We start from the raw sequence: 23458 nt of genomic DNA on the forward strand, positions 1-23458 counted from the left end.
GGCTAGTGGCTAGTGGCTAGTGGCTAGTGGCTAGTGGCTAGTGGCTAGTGGCTAGTGGCTAGTGGCTAGTGGCTAGTCAGGATTGTTTACCATAAAAAAAGCGAGAGGAAGGCACCTCTCGCTTTTTTAGTTTAAAGACAGTGTTTAAATCGGCTCAAGGGTGCCACTAAACCATTGAACATCGCGGTTCCTATCGCCTCAAGCCTATGGCCTCTGGCCTGATCTTAAATCCCATCCCCGGCGGTAAACGTCTGGCTGGTACCGTTGAACTGCTGATCCATGTCCATCGACGGCTTGTCGCTGCTCGGGCGGCCGACGATCTTGGCTGGTACACCGGCGACTGTGGTATGCGGCGGCACCGGATTGAGCACCACCGAGCAAGAGCCAATCTTGGCGCCCTCGCCCACTTCGATATTACCCAGGATCTTGGCACCGGCACCGATCATTACGCCCTCGCGGATTTTCGGGTGACGATCGCCCCCTTCCTTACCGGTACCACCCAGGGTGACGTCCTGCAGAATGGAGACGTCATTGTCGATAACCGCCGTTTCGCCAATGACAATCCCAGTCGCGTGGTCGAACATGATCCCCTGGCCGATACGCGCTGCCGGGTGGACATCCACCTGACACGCCACCGAAATTTGATTTTGCAAATACACTGCCAGTGCCACGCGGTTCTGCTTCCACAGCCAATTGGCTACCCGGTAGCCCTGCAGGGCATGGAAGCCCTTGAGGTAGAGCAAAGGGATAGAAAACATCTCTACCGCCGGATCGCGCTCAACAACGGCGCGGATATCACATGCTGCTGATTCGGTGATCAAACAGTCGGCGGCAAAAGCCTCTTCTATCACTTCTCGTACAGCCATGGCCGGCATCGATGGTGTCGCCAGTTTGTTGGCCAGAATATAGCTCAGCGCCGCGGCCAGGTTATCGTGCTTGATAATGGTGGCATGGTAAAAGCTCGCGAGCATCGGCTCCTGCTCTGATTGCTCCCTTGCTTCCTGCTTGATTGCCTGCCAAACGGCATATTGTTGACATTCCCTCACATTACCCTCGGTATCGTTACTGTTAGTATCGGCTTGCTTTAACTTTAACGCGCCCTGAAAAAAAAACAACGCAGGCCAAGCAGCCTACGTTGCATCATTAAGTCACAATTTGGATGCCCATGGCGTCCAAGCTGCTATTCGTCTTTTTTCTCGCGAGCCAACAGATCTTTGGCCGCCTCGCGGGCATCTTTGCCCTGGTAAAGCACCTGATAGATCTGCTCGGTGATCGGCATTTCGACCCCCATCCGCTGAGAAAGAACCCAGACTTCCTTGGTATTGCGGTATCCCTCGACCACCTGGCCGATCTCTTCCTGGGCTTGGTCAACGTCTTTACCCTGACCCAGCGCCAAGCCGAAACGGCGGTTGCGAGATTGGTTATCGGTACAGGTCAGTACCAAATCGCCAAGGCCGGCCATCCCCATGAAGGTTTCCGGCTGTGCACCCAATGCCGCACCCAAGCGAGACATTTCCGCCAAGCCTCGGGTGATCAATGCGGTACGGGCATTAGCACCAAAGCCAATACCGTCCGACATACCTGCGCCAATGGCGATCACATTCTTGACCGCGCCGCCCAGCTGCATACCGGTAAAGTCACTGTTGCTGTAAACCCGGAAGGTTTTGCTACAGTGGATTTTATCCTGCAGATCGCGAACAAATTCATCGTCCGGCGATGCTACCGAAATAGCTGTCGGCATACCCGCAGCAAGCTCTTTGGCAAACGTCGGCCCTGACAATACCGCCAGCGGTACCTGCTCGCCAAGCGCTTCAACGGCAACATCCTTAAGCAGGCGACCCGTTTCCGGCTCCAGCCCCTTGGTTGCCCAGCAAATACGTGAATCTTCACGCAAATGCGGTTTGACATTGCCCAAGACCTCGCCGAACACATGGCTCGGTACCACGACCAACAAGTCGCGGCTGGCCTTGACCGCCTGCTCCAAATCAGTCGTCACGATCAGGGAGTCAGGAAAAGCGACCCCCGGTAAGAATGCCTCGTTGGCACGGTCCATTTCCAGCTGTGCCATATGCTCCGGCTCGTGGCCCCATAGGATCACATTGGCACCATTACGGGCCAAGGAAATCGCCAATGAGGTACCGTATGAGCCGGCACCTAGCACCGCCATGGAAATTGCTTGTTCTGAGCCTGGATTCATTGTGTCCACCCTAAAGCTTAAGCTTCAGTGTTTTCTGGGTTAGCTTGCGCCTGGTTCTGAAGGTAGTTCATGAACAGTGCATCGAAGTTAACCGGTGCTAGGTTCAGCTGAGGGAAAGTACCCTTAACGACTAGGCTTGAAATTGTTTCGCGAGCATATGGGAACAGGATGTTCGGGCAGAATGCGCCAAGGCAGTGTGCAAGCTGAGGGGCTTCCATACCAGCAACAGAGAAGATACCGCCCTGCTGAACTTCACATAGGAATGCCGTTTCTTCTTCGTTCTTCACTGTCACAGTCAGACGAAGAATAACTTCGAATACGCCTTCACCTAGTTCGCGGCTCTGGGTATCGAGATCCAGTTTCACATCCGGGTTCCACTCTTTCTGGAACATCTGTGGTGAATTAGGGGCTTCGAAAGATACGTCTTTCAGGAAGATACGCTGGATTTGGAAGTTCTGCTGCGCTTCGTTGTTTGCTGCTTCAGCCATGTTAGAGTCCTTTTTCTCTCGTGCCCACGGGTGGGCCAATCAATATCGCAACCATGATAACTATCACAACTGCACAAAATTCAAGGGTCCCGCTGCACGGTTATCGACATCAGCGGGATGGCGAGATTACTTCTTCGCCTTGCCTGATTTGCTGCGGATCAGCGGCAGATTCGCCTCGTTCCATGAAATCAGGCCATCTTTCAGCAGGCTTACGTTTTCGAAACCGGCTTTCGCTAGCAGGTTAGCACTCTCTTGCGCCGTTTGACCTGTCTTGCATACTACGATGATTGGGGCTTGCTTGTATTTTTCAAGATCTGCCAGGTTCTGTTCTTTGATTTGGCTAGGCAAAATGTGAAGTGCGCCAGCAATATGACCACCACGGTATTCGTCGCGGCTGCGGATATCGACAAACACACCGTCTTCACGGTTGACCATCACGGTTGCTTCGTTCGGGGTAACAATCTTGTAGCCTGCCGTCTTTTGCTTGACGTAAGACGAAATGATAGCCACCACCAAGCCAACCCATACCAATGACAAAATAGGGTTACTTGTTACAAAATCAATGTATTGCTGCATGACCTTCGCTCTATATTCCTAATACCAGCCTGCGGTAACCCAGGCCCGAGTCGACAAAATTCAAAGACCCCGAGTATACCCGCGACAGGCTAGTTGTACAGCAAGATGCAATAAATCCGCGCGGCGGCTCACTGGCCTTTAGCGCTCTCAGTATAAGTCTTAACTGGGTTGAACATTATTGCAGCACAATAAAAAGTAAAAAAACTGTGCTTCAGGGCTTACACTAAAAGGCAGAAATGCATATATTTCCGTAGGAAGATAACAATCTATTTACAGCATAGTTTGATCTTGACCTACAGTTTGCGCCATAAACTGTAGTAAAATTACGGCCGCTGTGATCAATTACCTTAGCCCTAGCGTGTTGAGGGTTAAGGTAATTGTTCGAAATTACATTTCAGGTTTTAACATACGAGGGACAGCATATGTCTGCTAAGAAGCCATTGGCTTTGGTTATCCTAGATGGCTGGGGTTACCGCCAAGACAACGCCAACAACGCTATTGCTAACGCCAACACGCCAGTTATCGACGGCCTGATGGCTAACGAAGCAAATACCCTGATCTCAGCATCAGGTATGGATGTTGGCCTGCCTGACGGCCAGATGGGTAACTCTGAAGTAGGTCACACCAACATCGGTGCTGGCCGCATCGTTTACCAGGATCTAACCCGCATCACCAAGTCAATTGCCGACGGCGATTTCTTCGAAAACCCTGCAATGACAGGCGCTATCGACAAGGCGGTTAACGCAGGCAAAGCCGTTCACATCATGGGTCTGATGTCTCCGGGCGGCGTTCACAGCCACGAAGACCACATCGCCGCTGCTGTTGAAATGGCAGCTAAGCGTGGCGCTGAGAAAATCTACCTACACTGCTTCCTTGACGGCCGTGACACGCCACCTCGTAGCGCACAGGCATCCCTGGAGCGTTTCGACGCCCTGTTTGCTGAGCTAGGCAAAGGCCGCGTTGCTTCTCTAGTGGGTCGTTACTACGCAATGGACCGTGACAACAACTGGGATCGCGTTGAAGTTGCCTACAACCTACTGACAGCCGCCAAAGCTGAGTTCAGCGCCGCGTCTGCCGTGGAAGGCCTACAAGCGGCTTACGCCCGTGACGAGAACGACGAGTTCGTTAAAGCCACTGAAATCCGCGCCGAAGGCCAGGACGTTGCGGCAATGGAAGATGGCGATGCGGTTATCTTCATGAACTACCGTGCTGACCGTGCGCGCCAGATCACCCGTGCCTTCGAAGTTGACTTCGCTGGCTTCGAGCGTGCCCAGTTCCCTGCACTTGCTGATGTGGTGATGCTGACCCAGTACGCCGCTGACATCAACCTGCCTATCGCTTTCCCGCCAGCAGACCTAGTCAACACCCTGGGTGAATGGCTATCGAAGAAAGGCAAGAAGCAGCTACGTATCTCTGAAACAGAGAAGTACGCTCACGTCACCTTCTTCTTCAACGGCGGCGTTGAGAATGAGTTCGACGGCGAAGAGCGCCAGCTAGTGGCATCGCCAAAAGTCGCGACTTACGATCTTCAGCCTGAAATGAGCGCACCGGAACTGACTGACAAGCTGGTTGCTGCCATCAAGAGCGGTGAGTTCGACACTATCATCTGTAACTACCCTAACCTTGATATGGTTGGCCACACTGGCGTTTACGACGCAGCAGTACAAGCCACCGAAGCGGTTGACGGCTGCCTTGGCCGCGTAGTGGAAGCTATCCGTGAAATGGACGGCCAACTGCTGATCACTGCCGACCACGGTAACGCAGAGATGATGGTTAACCCTGAAACCGGTGGTATCCACACGGCGCACACCAACCTACCTGTACCGCTAGTGTACTTGGGCAACAAAGCGCTGACGCTGAAAGAAGGCGGTAAACTGTCTGATCTGGCGCCAACGATGCTGGCCCTAACAGATATGGAAATCCCTGCAGAGATGACTGGTCAGGTGCTGTTTGATCTGAAATAATCTCTCCTATGCGGGAAGTTATCAAACACCTACACCATAGTCTTCGCGCCAGTGCATTTTGCACTGGCGCTTTTCTATGCCTGCTATTTGGCACTAGCGCCTTGGCCGATGAGGGCCAGCTCAAAGGGGTCAAGCAGGAAATATCACGCCAGCAAAGTCAGGTCGCCAGCAACCGCAAGAAGGTCGACCAATTGCAAAAAAGCCTGCGCCAGCAGGAAGTCGGTATTGCCGAGACCGCCAAGGCTATCCACCAAGCCGAGCAGCGCTCCGGCGAACTGGAAACATCTATCCGCACGCTGAGACAACAACTCGAACAGCTGCGCCAGCAACGGCTCGGCCAGCAGGAACTGCTCAAAGAGCTGCTCAATGCCCACTACAAGCAAGGCAGGCAGAGCCAGTTGGCCCTGATGCTCAGCGGTGAAGACAGCAGCCAGCTCGACCGCTTTACCGTTTATGCCGAGCGCCTCAGCCAAGCCCGCAGTCATGCGCTTGACGAACTGGCGGCCACCACCACCGAATTACAGCTCAAACAGCACCAGTTGGGTGAGCAACAAAAAGAGCAGCAGGCTTTGCTGACCAAGCTCAATGAGCAAAAACGCAAGCTGGAATCAGAACGTAGCCAACGTCAGAAAACCGTGAAGGGTTTGCGTAGCCAGCTGACCACCGACAACCAGTACCTGGCCGAGCTCAAAGAAAACGAACAGCGCCTGGTCAAAGAAATCGAAAGAGCCCGAGCGGCGGCAGAAGCGGCCCGCCGGGTACCGATGGATGGCCTGGCAAAACAAAAAGGCAAGCTGCCATGGCCGGTCAAAGGCAAGATCCTGCATAACTATGGCACCAGCCAGCAAGGCGAGCTGCACTGGAAAGGCATGGTCATCGCCCAGTCAGCAGGTAACCCGGTCAGGGCGATATACCCGGGTAAAGTGGTGTTTGCCGACTGGCTACGTGGCTATGGCTTGGTACTTGCGGTCGATCACGGCAAGGGCGACATGAGCTTCTACGGCTATAACCAGACCTTGCTGAAAAAGGTTGGCGATACGGTACAAGCCAATGAAAGTATCGCCTTGATCGGTGACAGTGGCGGCCAGGAGCAGTCATCCCTGTACTTTGAGATCCGCCGCAAAGGCTCGCCGACCAATCCGCGAGCTTGGCTAACTCGATAACAAATATATATTTTTTACCATACACTTAAGCAATACGCTTTCATTGCAACGGATTAGCAAGGGATCGCTTTTGGCAAAAAGTCGTAGATTAAAGAAATGGGTTTATAGCCTCACCTTCATTGCAAGCCTTGCGGCCCCAAGTTTGGCCCTTGCGGCCAAATTGGCGATTGTTATCGACGATCTGGGCTACCAGCCTATGCCAGCAGCCTTATCGGCACTGCCGCCCCAAGTCAGTGTCTCTATCTTGCCCGATACCCCCTATGACAGGGCAACGAGCCAACGAGCCCACCAACAGCGACGCGATGTACTGCTCCATATGCCGATGGAACCCTTGCACCGGGCACCGCTCGAAATGACGACCCTGACTCAGGATATGGACCAGCAGACGATGCAACATGTGCTACGCAAGGGATTACAACGGGTACCTGACGCCATTGCCGTCAACAATCACATGGGCAGTGCCCTGACCCAGAGCCCACAGGCGATGGACTGGGTAATGGAAGTCCTCTCCGAACAAGGACTGTTTTTCCTCGATAGCCGTACCACTGCAAAGTCGGTTGCTCTTAAACAAGCCAAACAGCAGAATGTTCCCGCTCTGCGCCGTCATGTTTTCCTTGATCACCTCAGTACCGAGAAGTTTGTCAACCAGCAACTATCAAGAGCTGTTCATCAAGCCAAGAAGAACGGCTACGCCATTGCCATCGGCCACCCCTACCCGGTCACCCTAGATGCACTCAGCCGAGCGATTCCGGATCTAGAAGAGCAAGGCATTCAGTTGGTCAGGCTCTCCGAGCTTGCTCCCCCCTCTTAACCAGGGCTATCTAGTCAGTTAGATATCTTTTTCGATCTGCTCGCGGTAGTGCGCTTTGAGCTGAAGCACTTGTGCTTTGCCTTCCGCCGTTGTCAGCGGTCTGACAATACCCAGAATATGCAGCACGCCCTGGTAGAGCACCGCTTTGGTGATCTTGGCTCCGGGGGCTTGGGTGGTCTGGTAGAAAATCCAGCTCGAGGCAACCAGCTTGAGGGTCGTGGCCAGATTCTCCAGCTCGTCTTCCTCGATATCCAGCAGGCCTCCACTGCGGAAGCTGGCCATCATCGCCATGATGTCCTTGTGCAGCCCTTCCTGCGCCGCCAGATATTTCTGCTGCAGCTCAGGATCGCGCTGCAGGATATCCGGCAGGTTGGCGTAGAAGAATCGGTAGCGCCACATCAGCATGAACACCGAATCCAGATAAACCAGCAAGTTGTCGGCAGTTATTTGAGCATGTTCAAGGGGTTGGAAGTGAATACTGAGATCATGCGCGTATTGATCAAAAATACTGTGTATAATCTCTTCCTTATTGCGGAAATGGTAGTACAGGTTACCGGGGCTAATCCCTAAATGGGCAGCAATATGGTTAGTGGTAATGTTCGGCTCACCGCTTTCGTTGAAAAGCTCCAGTGCAGCCAGGATAATTTTGTCACGGGTTTTCATTTGCTTCTCACTTCTCTGCCCAGATAATTTGGCAATCTGCTAATACTATCATAAACCTATTCTATAACAGCGGGTCTAACCCTTGTTATCCACCCAACAGACTGGAAGAGCCATGATTATAGTAACTGGTGGTGCCGGGATGATCGGCAGCAACCTCGTAAAAGCACTCAATGAGCAGGGCCGCAGCGATATTCTGGTGGTCGACAACCTCAAAGACGGCACCAAATTTGCCAACTTGGTCGACTTGGATATTGCCGATTACATGGACAAGGAAGACTTCATTACCCAGATCATGGCTGGGGATGCGTTCGGGCCGATTGACGCCGTCTTCCATCAGGGGGCTTGCTCATCCACCACCGAGTGGGATGGCAAGTACATGATGCTCAACAACTACGAATATTCCAAAGAGCTGCTGCATTACTGCCTCGAGCGCCACATCCCGTTCCTGTATGCCTCTTCTGCCGCTACCTACGGTGGCCGTGACCACGACTTTATCGAAGCCCGCGAGTACGAAGGTGCCCTCAATGTCTACGGCTATTCCAAGCAGCTGTTCGACAACTATGTTCGCCGCCTGTGGCAGGATGCCGAAGAGCACGGCGAAACCCTGTCGCAAATCACCGGCTTCCGCTACTTCAACGTCTACGGCCCGCGTGAGCAGCACAAAGGCAGCATGGCCTCGGTGGCATTCCACCTCAACAACCAGATCAATCAAGGCGACAACCCAAAACTGTTCGAAGGCTCGGACAGCCTCAAGCGTGACTTCGTGTTTGTCGGCGATGTGTGCAAGGTCAACCTCTGGTTCTGGCAGAATAGCGTCTCCGGGATCTTTAATTGCGGTACCGGCAAGGCCGAGCCATTCAGTGAAGTGGCCAAAGCGGTGATCAAATACCACGGCAAAGGCGAAATCGAAGAGATCCCGTTCCCAGAACACCTAAAAGGCCGCTACCAAGCCTTTACCGAAGCCGATCTCACCCAATTACGAGCCGCAGGTTACACAGACCCATTTAAGTCTGTCGCCGAAGGTGTGGCCGAGTACATGGCAAGTATCAACCAGACAAAATAAAATAATAGATGAAAGACCATTACGATAAACAAGCTTACAACCCGGAATTCAGCAAGGCCTTTCTCCACCCGAAATATTGGGGGACCTGGCTGGCTGTTGCCTTTGCTGCCCTGCTGTGCCTACTGCCGCACCGCGTACGCCGTGCTATTGCGAGCCTGTTTGCCAAGCGCGCAGTGAAGTTCAACAACAAGGCTAACCAGCGTGCCCGCGTTAATTTAAAGATGTGCTTCCCCGATAAAAGCGAGGAAGAGCGCGAGGCTATGCTACTCGAGAACTATATTACCGCAGGCAGTTTCCTGATGGGCTTTGCTGCCCTCAGCATGCGCAACCGCCAATGGCTGGAAGACAATACCATTGTCCGGGGTGAAGAACACCTGACAGCACTGAAAGACAATGGCGACAGTGCCATCTTGCTGGTACCACACACCTGGGCCATTGATATTCCAGCCGTTTTGCTCGCATCCCGCGGTTTGCCGGTTTCGGCGATGGCGAAAAAGCAGAAAAATATCGTATCAGACTGGTTGATGCACAGACAGCGTGTACAATACGGTGGCCGTGTTTACGAGCGCAGTGGCGGGATCAAACCCTTCATCAAGTCTATCCGCGAGGGCTACTTGGGTTACTATTTGCCGGATGAAGACCTGGGGGCCGAACACAGTGTGTTCGTCGATTTCTTTGCCACCACCAAGGCCACCATTGCTGGGTTGGGCCGCCTGGCAAAGCTGAGCCGCGCCAAGATTGTGCCGTTGTACTCGATTTACAACAGCGAGACCGGCAAATACGAGATAGACATCTATCCACCGCTCTCTCCATTTCCGCTGGAAACCGAGGAGCAAGACGCCCGTTTGATGAACCAGTGTATCGAGCAGTACGTTACCGAGCGCCCTGAGCAGTACATGTGGATTTTACGTTTGTTGAAGACCCGGCCTGACGGCGGGGAAAACCCGTATAGCAAAAAGTAGTATGAATAAAAGCAGCATTTACAACACCCTGATATTATTGCCTTTTTACTGGCTGTTCAGTGGCATGCTCCTGATGAGCGGAGGGGACAAACCCATGGTAGCCATGGTGATCATCTCGATCATCACCACACTTTGCTGCTACGGGTTCAGCACCATTAAAGTCAATATCAAGCAAGACAAATTCTTGTGGGTTATCTTGGCGGTGACAGCATATACGATATTTAGCTACTATTACCATGGGTATAGCTCCAGAGGGCTTCGCGCCATACTTTGTGCTGCGCTATTCTTGTCCTTTTTCCCCCGTCACCTGTTCTCACTGAGATATCTATCGGTGATGATGGCTATTGGTAGCCTCTGCTCTGTGTTTTTTGCTTTTTACTATGGGCAATATTTATCTTTATCTCGCAGTGCCTGGCCCATAAACGCAATACCCCAAGCAACAATTAGTGCCTCTATTGGGCTTATCGCTTTGTCTCTCTCTATAACCAGCGACAAACATCGCACCATCTCAATATTCACATTTGTTATGTGTACGATTGCTATCTTATTGAGTCAAACCAGGGGCTTATGGTTAGGGTATTTTGCAATAACGGGTGTCATTTTTATCATCAAGTTTAAGGACTTACTCGCACACAAAAAGGTTACGTTAATTGCCATAGCAATTGTTGCCCTCTGTGGATTCACCTTAAAACCTGTTATTGAGTCTCGAGTTAACACAACTATTGATGAAGTAAACAAGATAGCACACGGGGATTTAGATACTTCCTTCGGATTAAGGCTGCAAATGTGGCAACTAACCCCACAGTTAATTGAAGGACATATCATCTTCGGCCAGGGTAGTGAACATTACAAAAGGTTTAACAGCCTTTACAAGCAGGGGGATGTGTCAAAAGCTCTCAAGCACTTCAATCCAGCCCATTACCATAACCAATATATTGATAAACTGATAAAAGATGGCGTCATCGGTTTATTCCTTCTGATTGCTCTGCTGGTAACACCGCTACTTTCAATATCAGACAAAACCCGAGTAACACGCTATATGCTTAGTTCATTAGTTCTGCTCTACGCGATTGCTGGCCTGACTGATGTCCCCTTTAACCATGCTCAGACCTTACTGCTTTATCTCTTATTGATATGCACTTTACAAACAACTACACAAAATAAAGAAAGCTATGAATAAAATCTTTGTCATCAACCTGCCATCTTCTGTTGATCGCAGAGACAATATCAGCCAACAGCTCGACCAACTCAAGCTACCCTTCGAGATCTTTCCGGCTGTAGATGGCCGAAAAGGCAATCATCCTTTATTCGAAAAGTATGACGAAGGGCTCAGCAAGCTTTACCGTGGTAAGACATTAAGCGCAGGCCAACTCGGCTGTTATGCTAGCCACTACCTGCTATGGGAAAAATGCCTGGAACTCAATGAGCCTATTCTGGTCATCGAAGATGATACCCTGCTTTACCCAGCGCAATTTATGGCCTTTATCGAGCAGTTACCTACCCTGAGCAGTGAGTTTGAATGTATTAGGCTTTTCAGTAATAAGCGCCGCTCATTTCGCTCATCTCCCGTAAAAAAAATTGGTGAGCTGGCAATTGCTAAATTCAGCAAGGGGCATATGAGCACCACAGGATATTATCTGACCCCAGCTGCCGCAGAAAAACTTATTCAGCACTCCAGCCGCTGGTACATGGCCGTTGACATCTATATGGATCGCTTTTGGGTCAACCAAGTGGAGTGCTACGGTACTATCCCTGCCTGCCTAACAAACGACCCTAAATTTGATTCAGAGATTGGATATGGCAAAAAAGCCTCACGCAGCTTCTACACCCGCTGCAAGCGCGAGTGGTTCAACCTCAGCGAACTCATTAGACGTGAAGTCCATAACCTGCGGTTCAAACTACATAATTCTAACAAGTGAATAGTATGAAAATTCTAATTGCCAGCTCCTACCACCATGCGTGGAACAGTGTCCGGCCGGAAGCCGAAATGTTCATTGAGATGGTCAAGCAGGGCCACGAAGTGACTGTAGCTACCCAAGGCGATGCAGAGTATGTTTCGCGATTTCGCGACCACGGCGTGAAAGTGATCGACTGCTACCCCAAGGGGAAAATTTGCCTGTCGACTATTCGCACCCTGCATCGCGAACTAAAAGATGGCGACTATGATATTTGCTACGCCTTCAACTCCAAGACCATTCCCAACGCCGCGTTTGCCTGTATCGGCACCCGGGCCAAGCTTGTTACCTACCGCGGTACAACCGGTGGGCTTTACCGCCATGACCCAAGCGCCTACCTGACCCATCTTCACCCTCGGGTGGATGGTATTGTCTGTGTCTCTGAAGCCGTTCGTCAGGATGTCATCAAGCGGGTGTGGAAAAAGCCAGAGCTAATCAAAACCATTTACAAAGGCCACCAGCTTGAATGGTATCAAGTACCGGCCACCAAGCGGGAAGAGTTTGGCCTAAATGACGATCACATTATTGCGGTGACCGCCGCTCATGTTCGACCAAGTAAGGGTATATCCGTTCTGGTAGAAGCTACCCACCATATCGACAACCCCAACTTCCATTTACTGCTGGTCGGAAGTGGGTTTGAACCGCATTTTGACGAGATCAAACAAAGCCCGATGGCCGATAGGATACACTTGGTTGGACACAGAAAAGACGTCCCGTCAATTATGGCAATGGCCGACTTCCAGGTACAGCCTTCTGTCAGCGGTGAAGGGCTACCTCGCACCATCATCGAAGCCATGGCCAATGGCACAACATCGGTCGTCACCACAACCGGCGGCTCGCCCGAGCTAGTCGATGACGGCATAACCGGCTATATCGTGCCGACCAAAGATGCCAAGGCACTGGCTGAAGCCATGAACAAGTTGATTAACGACCGTGAGAAAATTGCGTCTTTCAGCGCAGCAGCAAAAGAAAAGCTCAGTAACGAATTTAACGCGCAGCAAACCGTCAAGCATCATATCGCTTATTTTGACATCCTGCTGGAACAATAACCCCTTCAAGGAACCACAATGATGAAAAAGTTGGTTGTTGATCTGGACGGTACTATCACCCTGGCCGATACCAATGATTACGAGAACGTCTCGCCTAACCTAGATGTTATTAAGTCATTGCACGAATACAAGCAGCAAGGCTTCACCATCACTATTAGTACCGCTCGTAACATGCGTACTTTCGAAGGTAATGTTGGCAAGATAAATATACATACCTTGCCGATAATTACGGCGTGGCTGGATAAGCATGGCGTGCCTTATGATGAAATCCTCGTTGGCAAGCCTTGGTGCGGCCATGATGGGTTTTACATCGACGATCGTGCTATCCGACCGTCAGAGTTTACCTCGCTGAGTTTTCAAGAGATCAACGATCTATTAGACAAGGAAAAAGCATGTTCCTGATCATGTCGGCAGCCTACGTAAGCCAGGAGCTAGAGTCAGAATTCGGCACTATCCCGCCGGCCTTCCTACCTCTGGGCAACCGCCGCCTTTTTCAGCACCAGGTTGACAGCATCCCGGAAGGTAAGTCTATCTATCTGACGATCCCCAACGGCTATACATTGCTGCCACACGATGAAGCATGGCTGGCCCAGCACAATGTCACCCTGCTTCGTATCTCCGAAGGCTTGTCTCTTGGGGCATCTTTGGTCGCGGCTCTCACTCTTGCTGACTACAGCCCCCAACACTCATTGAGTATTCTATTCGGCGACACTCTGTTTAGCGAACTGCCTGAAGGCGAAGATATTATTTCCGTCTCGCAGGTAGATAACAGCTATGACTGGGCTATGGTAACCAGTGACAACTCACACTGGCTAAACACGCCGGAGCAAAGAGAGCAGCTAGATCATAGCAGCGTAGTGGCCGGCTTTTTTAAATTCAGCCAGCCAAAGCAATTGCTCAAGTGCCTAACGGTAGCTCACTGGGACTTCATCAAAGCGCTCAACTATTACCATGACGAGTGTGGATTAAGCAGTGTAGAGAGTGAGGGCTGGTTAGATTTCGGCCACTTGAATACGTATTACACCTCGAAAGCCAAATTTACGACCCAGCGTGCTTTCAACCACCTTGAAATCACCTCTCGGTGGATCAGAAAATCGAGCATCAATAGCAACAAGATTGCGGCCGAAGCAAACTGGTACGACAGTGTCCCGCCAGCGCTACGGACCTTTTTACCGCAATATCTCGGCTCGGCAAATGATGGCCAAACCGTCTCCTATCAGTTAGAGTACTTACACCACACCGCACTGAACGAGTTGTTCGTTTTCTCAACCCTGCCCGAACTGGTGTGGCAGCAAATCCTCAACAGCTGCCTGGAGTTTATCGATAACTGCCAGCAATACTCTTATAGCGGTACCGCCGATAACTCAATGGATCTACCCACCCTGTTCGGTAAAAAAACCCATGATAGGCTGATAGAGTATTGCCAGGCGATAGGGTGTGATTTCGACACCCAATGGGTCTACAACAATATTTTTTCTGCATCATTTGCTGACATTATCAATCTCAGCGAACAATGCTTACCCACAGATGGTCAACAACATCACGTTATTCACGGTGATTTTTGCTTTAGCAATATTCTCTATGATTTTCGTAGTAACAAGATTAAAACTATTGATCCTCGCGGCCTGGATCTTGATGGGAACTTCACTATTTATGGCGACAACCGATACGATATCGCCAAGCTGAGCCACTCAATCCTAGGACTTTATGACTGGATTATTGCCGGCTACTACCAAGTCAATATCACCCAGCAACAAATTGACTTTACACTTGAAGTTCCTAAACATATCAAGGCAATCCAGCAGCTGTTCCTTGGCATGGTTAAACGTAAATACCAGCTAAATGACAAATCGCTGTATGCCATGCAAATTCAGTTATTCTTGTCTATGTTGCCACTGCATGCAGATGATCCTTCTCGCCAACAAGCTTTGATGGCCAATGCCTTTCGCCTCTATCAATTGCTAAAGGAAACAGAACAATGATTGTAATTCCAATGGCAGGACTCAGCTCCCGATTTTTCAATGCCGGGTTTACCAAGCCCAAATACATGCTCGAAGCACAAGGCGATACCTTATTTGCCCATGCAGTCAAAAGTTTTGCTCACTATTTCGAGCAGGAGCAATTTTTGTTTATCATCAGGGACGTCTTCGGTACCAAAGCGTTCATAGAAAAAGAAGTGGACAGGTTAGGCATCAAGCAGGCACATATTGTTACCCTTGAGGAAGAAACTCGCGGGCAGGCGGAAACAGTATATCTAGGCTTACAAACCTTGGCTGCTGAGGATGGACCAATAACAATCTTTAATATTGATACCTTCCGCCCCGGCTTTACCTTCCCGGAAAATATTGCACAGTGGGATGGCTACTTGGAAGTGTTTGAAGGCAGCGGTGATAACTGGTCCTTCGCCCGGCCTGAGCGCCCGGGCTCGACCCGGGTGGTGGAAACGGCAGAGAAAAAGCCTATTTCCAACCTGTGCAGTACCGGGCTGTATTACTTTGCCCGCACGAGCGATTTCCTCGATGCCTACCGCCAGGAGCTGGCGCGCCCGGTGGATACTTGGGCCAAGGGGGAGCTTTATATTGCCCCGCTGTACAACCAGCTGATCGCCGACAAATTAAACATTCACTATCACCTAATTGACCGCCAAGATGTGATCTTTTGTGGTGTACCGGATGAATATTTTCACTTTGCCAAAGGTACAAAATGAGCCAACCTTTCCAACATATCACTGTTGTTGTACAAGGTCCGGTACAAAACTACAAGGGCCGTACCCACCACGAAGAAGGGATCACACTGCGCTGCCTAGCCAGTATCCGCCAGTACCTTCCCGGAGCCAAGATTATCCTTTCCACCTGGCCGGGACAGGATCTGGATGGCTTAGATTACGACAAGCTGGTCATCAGTGATGATCCAGGGCAAAATGCCGATGCATTTTGTCCTGTTAACTACTACCGCCAAATTCTCTCGACCAAAGCCGGCCTTAAGCAGGTTGAAACGCCTTACGCGGTAAAGCTTCGTAGTGATAATTTCCTAACAGGCAATGAGTTTGTTGCCTTGCAGCAAGCCTTTCCTTCAGTTGAAAAAACCGAGCAAGCCTTTGCCGAGAAAGTTGTCATTAACGCAAACCTCTTCCGACGCACATCTCACGGCCAGCGGGTGATCATGAGCCCCAGTGATTTTTTCTACTACGGCCGCACCTCAGACTTACTAAAAATCTGGGATCAGCCGGTGTTTGAGCAACAACCTTTTGGGCAAGAACTTGCCGAAATGGCAACCCTTGTAGCCCCTAACGATCAGCAACTGGAAGCCGAGCAGGCCTACTGCCAAATCTGGCTCAAAGCCTTACTTCCAGAGAAGGCACCATTGATGAGGCACCGCTTTGATAACAATGCGCAAAGTATTGCTTTCTGGGAGCGCTTCCTGGCCAGCAATATCATCATTGCCGACCCCCAGCACAGCGGGATCGGACTGCGGAAAATATCTGTTCGCAAGCTAAAAAGGGCCAATGAATACAGCCACTATGATTGGTTAAAGTTATACCGAAAATACTGCGATCCTTCACTAAAGATTCCTTTTTCCCCAGTGCAGCAGTTACTGGAATTAAGACGCTTTTTTAAGCTACCTTTCAGTTATCTGGGTTATAAACTGAAACATTAAAATAAAACCAGCCATCGTGGCTGGTTTTATTTTTCCATCGTGGCCGATCTCGCTTAACCTTCCGTTGTCTCTTCCCGCTCCAGCAGCCATAGCCCCACATATTTGTTAAAATTCACCTGAGCATAAGTCATTGCAATAATGAAGCCTACGCTACCATCCAGGAATCCACGACGAATCACATAAATGTGGAAGAAAGTCCAGATTGCCCGCAGTAACGCAAGAAAAAGACCATGAGATTTTTTACCCTTGCGGTGGTATTTCTGTGCGCCTAGCCAGGCATACTGTGCCGCCTTGTCCAAACCGTGACCATAGTCCCGGTGGGTATAGTGCAACAGATACCCCTTCATGACACCGGTTGAACCCTTAGCCGGAACAACCGTTTCATGCACCTCATCAAGGGTGTAACGGGATCCCTCACGCTGAAAAAGGCGCAACACCGAGCGCGCACTTCTGCCATACCTCAGGGTTTTGCCATACAGGGTGACACCCCATGGTAGGCGATAAGCGGTGTGCTCGATGACATCCTGTTCCAGCATAGCTGACAGCGCCTGCTGCATAGTGCCATCCAATGCCTCATCAGCATCAATGGATAGCACCCAGTCGCAAGAAGCCTTGTCCAAGGCTCGCTGTTTCTGCCTGCCAAACCCTGGCCAATCGGTCTCGGTAACGTTATCGGTGTAACGGCGGCAAATCTCGACCGTTTGGTCAGTCGAACCACTGTCCAATACAATGATTTCATCAGCAACCGGAGCAACTGATTTCAAGCATGCCTCCACCCGGTCGGCTTCATTTTTAGTAATAAGAATTACAGATAAGGTATGTTTTCGCATGAAGTTACCATTTCCAATAGTCAAGCGACTTTCTCATTTTTAAATTACGCCAGATGTTCTTCGGCTTGCGATCTTGCCAGCCCTGTTCAAGCATTGCCGTGACAGCCGCCAGCACCCTTGGTGCTGACTTACCATCGAGGTAGGGAGTGATCGCTGGGCCATAGTTGGCAATATGCGCCAACAGTTCGGCATCGGGGCTGAGCGCGCGCTCTATGGCGCCAGCCAACTCTTCAGGACGGGTGATATTGATAAAACTAGGCTGTACCTCGCGGTTGTTAACAGTCACCACTGGCTTGCCCAGCAACAAGAACTCCTGGAAGATGGATGAGTTGTCGCACACCATGACATCGGCCCGGTGCAACAACTCGATCACCCTGCTGTTATCAAAGAAGGTCAGGTTATCACTTTCCAGCGCCTTATACTTCGCCACCGTCTCCGCGGCCATCTTGGGATGCAAGGTAACCAGCCAATGGTAAGTGCCCTGCAGGCTCATCTGCTTGATTTGCTCATACACCAACTCGGCACAGGATAGGCTTGGCGAAAAAGTTGAGGAAAATGCAACCTGCGGCTTGTCATCAGGCTCACCCTCCGGTGGGGTATGGTTGAACAAACTGTCAAGCTTGATCCAGCCGGTTTCAACCACCTTGAAGTAACCCCGTTGCTCTGACAGCGGCAGCAAGGTCCCAGTTCGCTCATGCCCTTCAGTACAGTAGAGGTCAAACAGGCCACGCTCAGGATAAAGGTTACCGCGCTTGCTCTCGTTGAGGCCATGAAACACCTGAACCTTCAATCCCGGAATGAAGCTCGGGATGCGATCCCCCGGAGCAAAGACTGCATCTGGCCGGTAGGCTACAGCCGCGTCTATACTGTCGAGGCGTACCTCCCCCGGCAGCAAAAAATCCGCGGAGATATCTTTTCCCACCAACAGCCACCTGACCTCATGCCCCTGTGCTTGTGCGTATTGCTGCAACGGCCGCAAAATAGCAAAAGAGTAGTTCTGCTCCACATAGAACAGGAAACGGTGGACATTGTGGTTGGACGTCACATTACCATTAGATTGCATTGTCTTTTCCAAGCCTAACTTCTTTATGCCAATTGTCTGATGGCGCCGACAAAATTCATTAACCGTCAATCATACCAGAAAATATGATATCTCCCTGCCCTAGAACATAAAGCTTGGTAAAATACCCCATTAATGTCATCTTCTTTGCTTTTCCTGTTGTTGGCATTGATCCCCAAGCACCTGAAGGCTCCCAATATGCTCATACGTTCAATTTACACGCTCTTGCTCTGTGCCGCCTCTCCCATCCTTCTCTTCGGCCTCTACCGCCGCCGGCCCAACAAACCGGCTTTCGGGTCGCGCTGGAAAGAGCATTTCGGTGTTACCCCACCGCTTGCAGACTTACCAAAAGCCCAGCCGATCTGGATCCATGCGGTATCTGTTGGCGAGTCGATTGCCGCGATCCCTGTGATCAAAGCCATCAAAGCCAAAAACCCAGAACAAACAATAGTGGTCACTACGACTACCAGTACCGGGGCGGAGCAAGTCAGCAAACTGGGCGACTTGGTCGAGCACCGCTACATGCCGATAGACTTTGCCTGGTGCGTACGGGGGTTCCTCAAGGCTACCAACCCTTCAGCCATGCTGATCATGGAAACCGAGCTCTGGCCCAACACCCTGGCTACCGTCCATCGGGCTGGCATACCTGTCATTGTGATGAATGCCCGCCTGTCGGAGCGCTCTGCCCAGCGGTATGCCAAATTCCAACCGGTTTTCAATATGATTTCCGCCAACCTCAACCACCTTTTGTGCCTTCATCAGGATGATGCCGAGCGCTTTGTCCGCTTGGGCGTAGCTAAAGACAGACTCAGTGTCACCGGTTCGGTCAAATTCGATATCCAGATAGAGCCTACGCTCGTCGAACAATCCCAGCAGCTACGCCAGCAGCTGGGTGACACGCGACAGGTATGGATTGCCGCCAGTACCCACAAGGGGGAGGACGAGCAAATCCTCGCGGCCTTCAAGGCGGTGAAAAAACAGCACCCCCAATGCCTGCTGATCCTGGTGCCACGCCACCCGGAACGCTTCGACAGTGTCGCCGAGCTGTGCCAATCACAGCAACTGAGCTGTGTCCGCCGCACGTCCAGCCAAGCCGTGGATAGCGCAACCGATGTCTACCTGGCCGATACCATGGGGGAGATGCTCTTGCTGATGGGCGCGGCGGATATTACCGTGATGTGCGGCAGCCTGATCGGCGACAAGGTCGGTGGCCATAACATGCTTGAGCCGGCCGCCCTAGCCAAGCCCATTTTGACCGGACCAAGCTATTACAATTTTGCCGACATTACCCAGCAGCTCGAAACCGCCGGGGCACTGGAAGTCTGTCACAATGCTGGCGAGATAGGCGAGCGACTTAGTGCCCTGCTGTCCGACCCAGCGCAATGTAAGCGCATGGGTGAAGCGGGCTGCGAGGTGGTGAAGAATAACCAAGGGGCTGTTGCCAAAACGCTGGCCGTCATCGACCAGCAACTCGCCAAAACCTAACAGGCGGAACGCCTGACAACGTTAAAAGGAAGCGTTAAATCAACCAGCTTGATAGCCATTCAGCAGCCACTGCCAGCATTGCGGTTCAAACTGTATTCCCCGCTTGCCCTGCTCTTTGACAAAAGAGCGGTGCAGGCGGGACAAATTTTCCTGCTTCCAACCCTCGCCTTCTTTCTCATAGCACTTGTCAAAATCGATAAGCCAGATCTGCTGCTGACTATCCAGCAATATATTGTGGCTATTGAGATCGGTATGGCAGACCTGCAAATCATGCATTTTCCTGACCATCGCCCCTATCGCCAGCCAGCTCTCTTGCGGTAAGGCAGCCTGTTCCAGCAGGGCCACCAGATCTTTGGCCTTAGGCACCTTCTCCACCAGGAGATCAGCACGGTAGGTCAATCCCTGCTTGATCGCACGGGCGGCAACCGGACGCGGCACCCTCACACCACCACGGGCAAGCTTATCCAGCAATTTGAACTCCTCGGCCGAGCGGGTTTTTTCCCAGCCCGTAAACCAATATGCATCCTCGACTAGCTTGCCGAACAACCCACCCCGGCGGTAATGGCGCAATGCCATCTCAAGATGGCCCCCTTTGACAAACCATGTAGTACCACGGCCCTGGGCTGATCCAATCACCAAGCCCTGGTGCTGCCAGAAGGCGGGGTCGAAGCACTGCTGCGGATCTTCCGCCAGCAAATCCGGGGCAAACCAGATCCGCTGGTTACGGCTTGCTATTTCTTGCACGCTTTATCTCCAAACTTAAGGGACAGAGTATTTTACAATCACTTACCTGAACTGCATAATTTCACCTCTGATTGATTAACAGGACTTTGTCATGGCGTTATTTACCGCCCCGCCACGCTCAATTTGTATTCTCAGGCTATCTGCCATCGGCGATGTCTGCCACGCTATTTCTGTCGTGCAGGCTATCCAAGCCCACTGGCCGTCTACCGAGATCACTTGGGTAAGCGGGAAAATCGAAGCCCAGCTGATCGGCGATCTGCCCGGTATCAAGGTAGTGGTCTTTGATAAGAAAGCGGGATGGGCCGGGATGAAGGCCGTATGGCAAGCACTCAAAGGCCAGAAATTCGATGCGCTGCTCCATATGCAGGCAGCGCTTCGTGCCAGTGCTCTGTCTGTTGGGATCAAAGCTAGATACCGTATCGGTTTTAGCAAAAACCGCACCAAAGAAGGCCAGTGGCTGTTCACCAACCGCCACCTGCCAAATACTGAAAGCTTCCACGTGTTGGATAATTTTGCCGACTTCGCTCGCTATCTCGGTGTTCCTTTCGATGCCCCGCACTGGAACATTCCGCTGAGCGACGATGACCAAGCCTTTGCCCAGCAGCAGATCGATAGCAAACCCACCCTGATCATCTCTCCCGCGGCAAGTAAGGACGAGCGCAACTGGCTGACCGAGCGCTACAGCCAACTCGCCGACTATGCGACGGAGAAAGGGATGCAGGTCATCCTGTGTGGCTCGCCGGCACCGCGCGAGATCGCTTTGGGCGAGGCTATCAGCCAACATTGCCAGTATGCCCCGGTGAACCTGATCGGCAAGACCAGCCTCAAACAGCTGACCGCCCTGCTTGGCGCAGCCGACGTCGTTGTCGCCCCCGATACCGGCCCGGCCCACCTGGCTACCACCCAGGGGACTCCGGTTATTGGCCTGTATGCCCACAGTAACCCAAAACGTACCGGCCCTTACAACAGCCTAGCCTATGTTGCCAGTGTCTATGACAAGCATGCCGAACAACAGCATGGCAAGCCCGTGTCGGAGCTGCCATGGGGTACCCGGGTCAAGGGTGACACTCTAATGCAAGACATCCAGCTTGATGATGTCACGGCTATTTTGGACCAACTGATTTCCTAATTTGATATTTACTGACTGGTATTCAATATGACAACCCGCGTAATTTACCCTGGCACGTTTGATCCCATTACCAATGGTCATCTCGACTTGATCGAGCGCGCGGCGGCCATGTTTGACCATGTAGTGGTCGGCATTGCCTACAGCCCGAGCAAGAAGCCCTTGTTTGACCTCAGTGAGCGTGTTGATTTGGCACAGCAAATCACCCAGCACTTGCCCAACGTCGATATTGTCGGCTTCTCAGGGCTGTTGGTCGATTTTGCCAAAGAATACCAAGCCAATGTCTTAGTGCGCGGCCTGCGTGCAGTATCTGATTTCGAATATGAATTCCAACTGGCCAACATGAACCGCCGCCTGATGCCTGAACTGGAGACAGTATTTCTGACGCCAGCCGAGGAGAACTCCTTTATCTCTTCCACCATCGTCAAGGAAGTCGCCCTGCACAAAGGCGATGTCAGCCAGTTCGTCGATCCGGTTATTTGCGATGCGCTGCTAGAAAAGCTCAGCAAAAAATAACCCCCGCAAAGACAAAGAAGGAGGCATTCGCCTCCTTCTTTATTCATTCTGAATGTCCGCCTCGGGCTGCATTAACCCTCACAGCTGGTAGTACTTACGGTACCAGTCGACAAAGGCTTTTACGCCTTCCTTGACCTTCACTTCTGGCTGGTAGCCCGTCGCTTCAAACAGATCTTTGGTATCCGCGTAAGTGGCATAGACATCGCCTGGCTGCATCGGCATGAAGTTCTTCTTCGCTTCGATACCCAGCGCTTCTTCCAGCGCCTCGATGAAGTCCATCAATTTGACCGGGCTGCCATGACCAATGTTGTACACATTGTATGGGGCCGAGCTGGTGGCTGGGGTACCGGCTTCGACTGTCCAGTCTGGCGTCTTGGCAGGAATGACATCCTGGATACGGATGATCCCTTCAACAATGTCATCGATGTACGTAAAGTCACGGCGCATGTCACCGTTGTTGTAGACATCGATTTCACGCCCCTCGATGATCGCATTGGTAAACTTGAACAGCGCCATGTCCGGGCGCCCCCAAGGGCCGTATACAGTAAAGAAACGCAGGCCAGTAGTCGGTACGCCATAGAGGTGCGAATAGGTATGCGCCATCAGCTCGTTCGACTTCTTGGTCGCAGCATATAGGGAGATTGGGTGATCGACACTGTCGGCGGTATCGAACGGCATCTTCTGGTTAAGGCCATAAACCGAGCTGGAAGAGGCATATACCAAGTGCTCGATGTTATGGTGGCGGCAGCCTTCAAGAATAGTCAAATGACCAACCAGGTTACTGTCGGCATACGCCAGCGGGTTGTCGATCGAGTAACGAACACCAGCCTGAGCCGCAAGATGGATCACACGGTCAAACTGCTGCTCGGCAAACAAGTTGGCAATACCGTCGCGGTCAGCCAGATCTAGCGCAGTAAAAGTGAAGTGCGGGTGGGAAATTCTCGCCAGGCGCGCTTCTTTGAGCGACACCTCATAATAATCATTGAGATTATCAATCCCGACCACCTCGTACCCCATGGCACACAGCCGCTCCACCACGGCACTCCCGATAAAGCCGGCTGCGCCGGTAACCAAATACTTCTTCATCTGCATAGACCTTACAAAATGTAGTCGTTACCCATACTTAGTATAACGATGCGTGGCCGGATC

Annotated in this window: 24 protein-coding genes; 15 read left to right on the forward strand and 9 right to left on the reverse strand. The window is 51.6% G+C overall.

What is annotated here, in order from left to right; genetic code table 11:
* Window positions 1-224: 224 nt before the first annotated feature.
* The 4 genes from cysE to R2X38_RS19955 all read right to left on the reverse strand — a co-directional run bounded on the left by cysE (window position 225) and on the right by R2X38_RS19955 (window position 3261).
* Complete coding sequence (cysE, locus tag R2X38_RS19940) at window positions 225-1046, reverse strand: serine O-acetyltransferase (protein ID WP_317524094.1); 822 nt, start codon at window positions 1044-1046, stop codon at window positions 225-227.
* Between the two features lie 134 nt (window positions 1047-1180).
* Entirely contained in the window at window positions 1181-2197 is a 1017-nt protein-coding gene (gpsA, locus tag R2X38_RS19945) for an NAD(P)H-dependent glycerol-3-phosphate dehydrogenase (protein ID WP_317524096.1), read from the reverse strand.
* 17 nt (window positions 2198-2214) lie between these two features.
* Window positions 2215-2685: a protein-export chaperone SecB gene (secB, locus tag R2X38_RS19950; RefSeq protein WP_317524097.1), complete on the reverse strand. Its 471-nt coding sequence runs from the start codon at window positions 2683-2685 to the stop codon at window positions 2215-2217.
* Window positions 2686-2811: 126 nt separating this feature from the next.
* Window positions 2812-3261 carry a rhodanese-like domain-containing protein gene (locus R2X38_RS19955; protein ID WP_317524098.1) on the reverse strand — a complete coding sequence of 150 codons (450 nt, stop codon included), beginning with the start codon at window positions 3259-3261 and terminating at the stop codon, window positions 2812-2814.
* A gap of 422 nt (window positions 3262-3683) precedes the next feature.
* Between R2X38_RS19955 and gpmM the strand changes: the two genes are divergently transcribed.
* The 3 genes from gpmM to R2X38_RS19970 all read left to right on the forward strand — a co-directional run bounded on the left by gpmM (window position 3684) and on the right by R2X38_RS19970 (window position 7199).
* Entirely contained in the window at window positions 3684-5225 is a 1542-nt protein-coding gene (gpmM, locus tag R2X38_RS19960; protein WP_317524099.1) for a 2,3-bisphosphoglycerate-independent phosphoglycerate mutase, read from the forward strand.
* 8 nt (window positions 5226-5233) lie between these two features.
* Window positions 5234-6388, forward strand: a complete 1155-nt coding sequence (locus R2X38_RS19965; protein WP_317524100.1) for a peptidoglycan DD-metalloendopeptidase family protein — start codon at window positions 5234-5236, stop codon at window positions 6386-6388.
* Between the two features lie 70 nt (window positions 6389-6458).
* Window positions 6459-7199, forward strand: a complete 741-nt coding sequence (locus R2X38_RS19970) for a divergent polysaccharide deacetylase family protein (protein ID WP_317524101.1) — start codon at window positions 6459-6461, stop codon at window positions 7197-7199.
* Between the two features lie 18 nt (window positions 7200-7217).
* Here the strand turns inward: R2X38_RS19970 and R2X38_RS19975 are convergent, their stop codons facing one another.
* A complete protein-coding gene (locus tag R2X38_RS19975; protein ID WP_317524102.1) occupies window positions 7218-7862 on the reverse strand; it encodes a TetR/AcrR family transcriptional regulator in 645 nt (214 codons plus the stop codon).
* Between the two features lie 112 nt (window positions 7863-7974).
* Between R2X38_RS19975 and rfaD the strand changes: the two genes are divergently transcribed.
* Genes rfaD through R2X38_RS20020 form a run of 9 tightly spaced genes read left to right on the forward strand, consistent with a single transcriptional unit; the run spans window position 7975 to window position 16548 of the window.
* Window positions 7975-8925 carry an ADP-glyceromanno-heptose 6-epimerase gene (rfaD, locus tag R2X38_RS19980; RefSeq protein ID WP_317524103.1) on the forward strand — a complete coding sequence of 317 codons (951 nt, stop codon included), beginning with the start codon at window positions 7975-7977 and terminating at the stop codon, window positions 8923-8925.
* Window positions 8926-8933: 8 nt separating this feature from the next.
* Complete coding sequence (gene lpxM, locus R2X38_RS19985; RefSeq protein WP_317524104.1) at window positions 8934-9887, forward strand: lauroyl-Kdo(2)-lipid IV(A) myristoyltransferase; 954 nt, start codon at window positions 8934-8936, stop codon at window positions 9885-9887.
* A gap of 1 nt (window position 9888) precedes the next feature.
* A complete protein-coding gene (locus R2X38_RS19990; RefSeq protein ID WP_317524105.1) occupies window positions 9889-11067 on the forward strand; it encodes an O-antigen ligase family protein in 1179 nt (392 codons plus the stop codon).
* Window positions 11060-11806: a glycosyltransferase family 25 protein gene (locus R2X38_RS19995; protein ID WP_317524106.1), complete on the forward strand. Its 747-nt coding sequence runs from the start codon at window positions 11060-11062 to the stop codon at window positions 11804-11806. Before R2X38_RS19990 ends, R2X38_RS19995 begins: the two co-directional genes overlap by 8 nt.
* Before the next feature lie 5 nt (window positions 11807-11811).
* On the forward strand, window positions 11812-12891 hold the full coding sequence (locus R2X38_RS20000; protein WP_317524107.1) for a glycosyltransferase family 4 protein: 1080 nt from the start codon (window positions 11812-11814) through the stop codon (window positions 12889-12891).
* A gap of 21 nt (window positions 12892-12912) precedes the next feature.
* A complete protein-coding gene (locus tag R2X38_RS20005) occupies window positions 12913-13293 on the forward strand; it encodes an HAD hydrolase family protein (RefSeq protein WP_317524164.1) in 381 nt (126 codons plus the stop codon).
* Window positions 13284-14873, forward strand: a complete 1590-nt coding sequence (locus tag R2X38_RS20010; protein ID WP_317524108.1) for a capsular biosynthesis protein — start codon at window positions 13284-13286, stop codon at window positions 14871-14873. Before R2X38_RS20005 ends, R2X38_RS20010 begins: the two co-directional genes overlap by 10 nt.
* Window positions 14870-15598 (forward strand): glycosyltransferase family 2 protein, encoded by a 729-nt coding sequence (locus R2X38_RS20015; RefSeq protein WP_317524109.1) that lies wholly within the window; start codon window positions 14870-14872, stop codon window positions 15596-15598. Before R2X38_RS20010 ends, R2X38_RS20015 begins: the two co-directional genes overlap by 4 nt.
* Window positions 15595-16548, forward strand: a complete 954-nt coding sequence (locus tag R2X38_RS20020; protein ID WP_317524110.1) for a WavE lipopolysaccharide synthesis family protein — start codon at window positions 15595-15597, stop codon at window positions 16546-16548. Before R2X38_RS20015 ends, R2X38_RS20020 begins: the two co-directional genes overlap by 4 nt.
* Before the next feature lie 53 nt (window positions 16549-16601).
* On the opposite strand, the gene R2X38_RS20025 is transcribed toward R2X38_RS20020, so the two are convergent.
* The gene (locus R2X38_RS20025) at window positions 16602-17378 is read right to left on the reverse strand and encodes a glycosyltransferase family 2 protein (protein ID WP_317524111.1); all 777 of its coding nucleotides are present in this window, start codon (window positions 17376-17378) and stop codon (window positions 16602-16604) included.
* A 4-nt stretch (window positions 17379-17382) separates the two neighbouring features.
* Window positions 17383-18441, reverse strand: a complete 1059-nt coding sequence (locus R2X38_RS20030; RefSeq protein WP_317524112.1) for a CDP-glycerol glycerophosphotransferase family protein — start codon at window positions 18439-18441, stop codon at window positions 17383-17385.
* A gap of 195 nt (window positions 18442-18636) precedes the next feature.
* Here R2X38_RS20030 and waaA point away from each other — a divergent pair, with 195 nt between their 5' ends.
* On the forward strand, window positions 18637-19923 hold the full coding sequence (gene waaA / locus R2X38_RS20035) for a lipid IV(A) 3-deoxy-D-manno-octulosonic acid transferase (RefSeq protein WP_317524113.1): 1287 nt from the start codon (window positions 18637-18639) through the stop codon (window positions 19921-19923).
* Window positions 19924-19962: 39 nt separating this feature from the next.
* On the opposite strand, the gene R2X38_RS20040 is transcribed toward waaA, so the two are convergent.
* A complete protein-coding gene (locus R2X38_RS20040; protein WP_317524114.1) occupies window positions 19963-20667 on the reverse strand; it encodes a 3-deoxy-D-manno-octulosonic acid kinase in 705 nt (234 codons plus the stop codon).
* 91 nt (window positions 20668-20758) lie between these two features.
* On the opposite strand from R2X38_RS20040, the gene R2X38_RS20045 reads away from it, so the two are divergent.
* A complete protein-coding gene (locus R2X38_RS20045) occupies window positions 20759-21796 on the forward strand; it encodes a glycosyltransferase family 9 protein (RefSeq protein ID WP_317524115.1) in 1038 nt (345 codons plus the stop codon).
* Window positions 21797-21823: 27 nt separating this feature from the next.
* Window positions 21824-22309, forward strand: coding sequence for a pantetheine-phosphate adenylyltransferase (gene coaD, locus R2X38_RS20050; protein WP_317524116.1), 486 nt, complete (start codon window positions 21824-21826; stop codon window positions 22307-22309).
* A gap of 78 nt (window positions 22310-22387) precedes the next feature.
* On the opposite strand, the gene R2X38_RS20055 is transcribed toward coaD, so the two are convergent.
* Window positions 22388-23395 (reverse strand): NAD-dependent epimerase, encoded by a 1008-nt coding sequence (locus tag R2X38_RS20055; protein WP_317524117.1) that lies wholly within the window; start codon window positions 23393-23395, stop codon window positions 22388-22390.
* Window positions 23396-23458 lie beyond the last annotated feature (63 nt).

The organism is Photobacterium rosenbergii (genome assembly GCF_033022775.1).
GTDB classification, from domain to species: domain Bacteria; phylum Pseudomonadota; class Gammaproteobacteria; order Enterobacterales; family Vibrionaceae; genus Photobacterium; species Photobacterium rosenbergii_A.

What these genes read in the sequence shown, in the direction of transcription:
- gpsA (WP_317524096.1), bottom strand. Translation starts at nt 2,197, where the DNA reads ATGAATCCAGGCTCAGAACAAGCAATTTCCATGGCGGTGCTAGGTGCC.
- secB (WP_317524097.1), bottom strand. Translation starts at nt 2,685, where the DNA reads ATGGCTGAAGCAGCAAACAACGAAGCGCAGCAGAACTTCCAAATCCAG.
- R2X38_RS19955 (WP_317524098.1), bottom strand. Translation starts at nt 3,261, where the DNA reads ATGCAGCAATACATTGATTTTGTAACAAGTAACCCTATTTTGTCATTG.
- gpmM (WP_317524099.1), top strand. Translation starts at nt 3,684, where the DNA reads ATGTCTGCTAAGAAGCCATTGGCTTTGGTTATCCTAGATGGCTGGGGT.
- R2X38_RS19965 (WP_317524100.1), top strand. Translation starts at nt 5,234, where the DNA reads ATGCGGGAAGTTATCAAACACCTACACCATAGTCTTCGCGCCAGTGCA.
- R2X38_RS19975 (WP_317524102.1), bottom strand. Translation starts at nt 7,862, where the DNA reads ATGAAAACCCGTGACAAAATTATCCTGGCTGCACTGGAGCTTTTCAAC.
- rfaD (WP_317524103.1), top strand. Translation starts at nt 7,975, where the DNA reads ATGATTATAGTAACTGGTGGTGCCGGGATGATCGGCAGCAACCTCGTA.
- lpxM (WP_317524104.1), top strand. Translation starts at nt 8,934, where the DNA reads ATGAAAGACCATTACGATAAACAAGCTTACAACCCGGAATTCAGCAAG.
- R2X38_RS19990 (WP_317524105.1), top strand. Translation starts at nt 9,889, where the DNA reads ATGAATAAAAGCAGCATTTACAACACCCTGATATTATTGCCTTTTTAC.
- R2X38_RS19995 (WP_317524106.1), top strand. Translation starts at nt 11,060, where the DNA reads ATGAATAAAATCTTTGTCATCAACCTGCCATCTTCTGTTGATCGCAGA.
- R2X38_RS20000 (WP_317524107.1), top strand. Translation starts at nt 11,812, where the DNA reads ATGAAAATTCTAATTGCCAGCTCCTACCACCATGCGTGGAACAGTGTC.
- R2X38_RS20005 (WP_317524164.1), top strand. Translation starts at nt 12,913, where the DNA reads ATGAAAAAGTTGGTTGTTGATCTGGACGGTACTATCACCCTGGCCGAT.
- R2X38_RS20010 (WP_317524108.1), top strand. Translation starts at nt 13,284, where the DNA reads ATGTTCCTGATCATGTCGGCAGCCTACGTAAGCCAGGAGCTAGAGTCA.
- R2X38_RS20015 (WP_317524109.1), top strand. Translation starts at nt 14,870, where the DNA reads ATGATTGTAATTCCAATGGCAGGACTCAGCTCCCGATTTTTCAATGCC.
- R2X38_RS20020 (WP_317524110.1), top strand. Translation starts at nt 15,595, where the DNA reads ATGAGCCAACCTTTCCAACATATCACTGTTGTTGTACAAGGTCCGGTA.
- R2X38_RS20025 (WP_317524111.1), bottom strand. Translation starts at nt 17,378, where the DNA reads ATGCGAAAACATACCTTATCTGTAATTCTTATTACTAAAAATGAAGCC.
- R2X38_RS20030 (WP_317524112.1), bottom strand. Translation starts at nt 18,441, where the DNA reads ATGCAATCTAATGGTAATGTGACGTCCAACCACAATGTCCACCGTTTC.
- waaA (WP_317524113.1), top strand. Translation starts at nt 18,637, where the DNA reads ATGCTCATACGTTCAATTTACACGCTCTTGCTCTGTGCCGCCTCTCCC.
- R2X38_RS20045 (WP_317524115.1), top strand. Translation starts at nt 20,759, where the DNA reads ATGGCGTTATTTACCGCCCCGCCACGCTCAATTTGTATTCTCAGGCTA.
- coaD (WP_317524116.1), top strand. Translation starts at nt 21,824, where the DNA reads ATGACAACCCGCGTAATTTACCCTGGCACGTTTGATCCCATTACCAAT.
- R2X38_RS20055 (WP_317524117.1), bottom strand. Translation starts at nt 23,395, where the DNA reads ATGAAGAAGTATTTGGTTACCGGCGCAGCCGGCTTTATCGGGAGTGCC.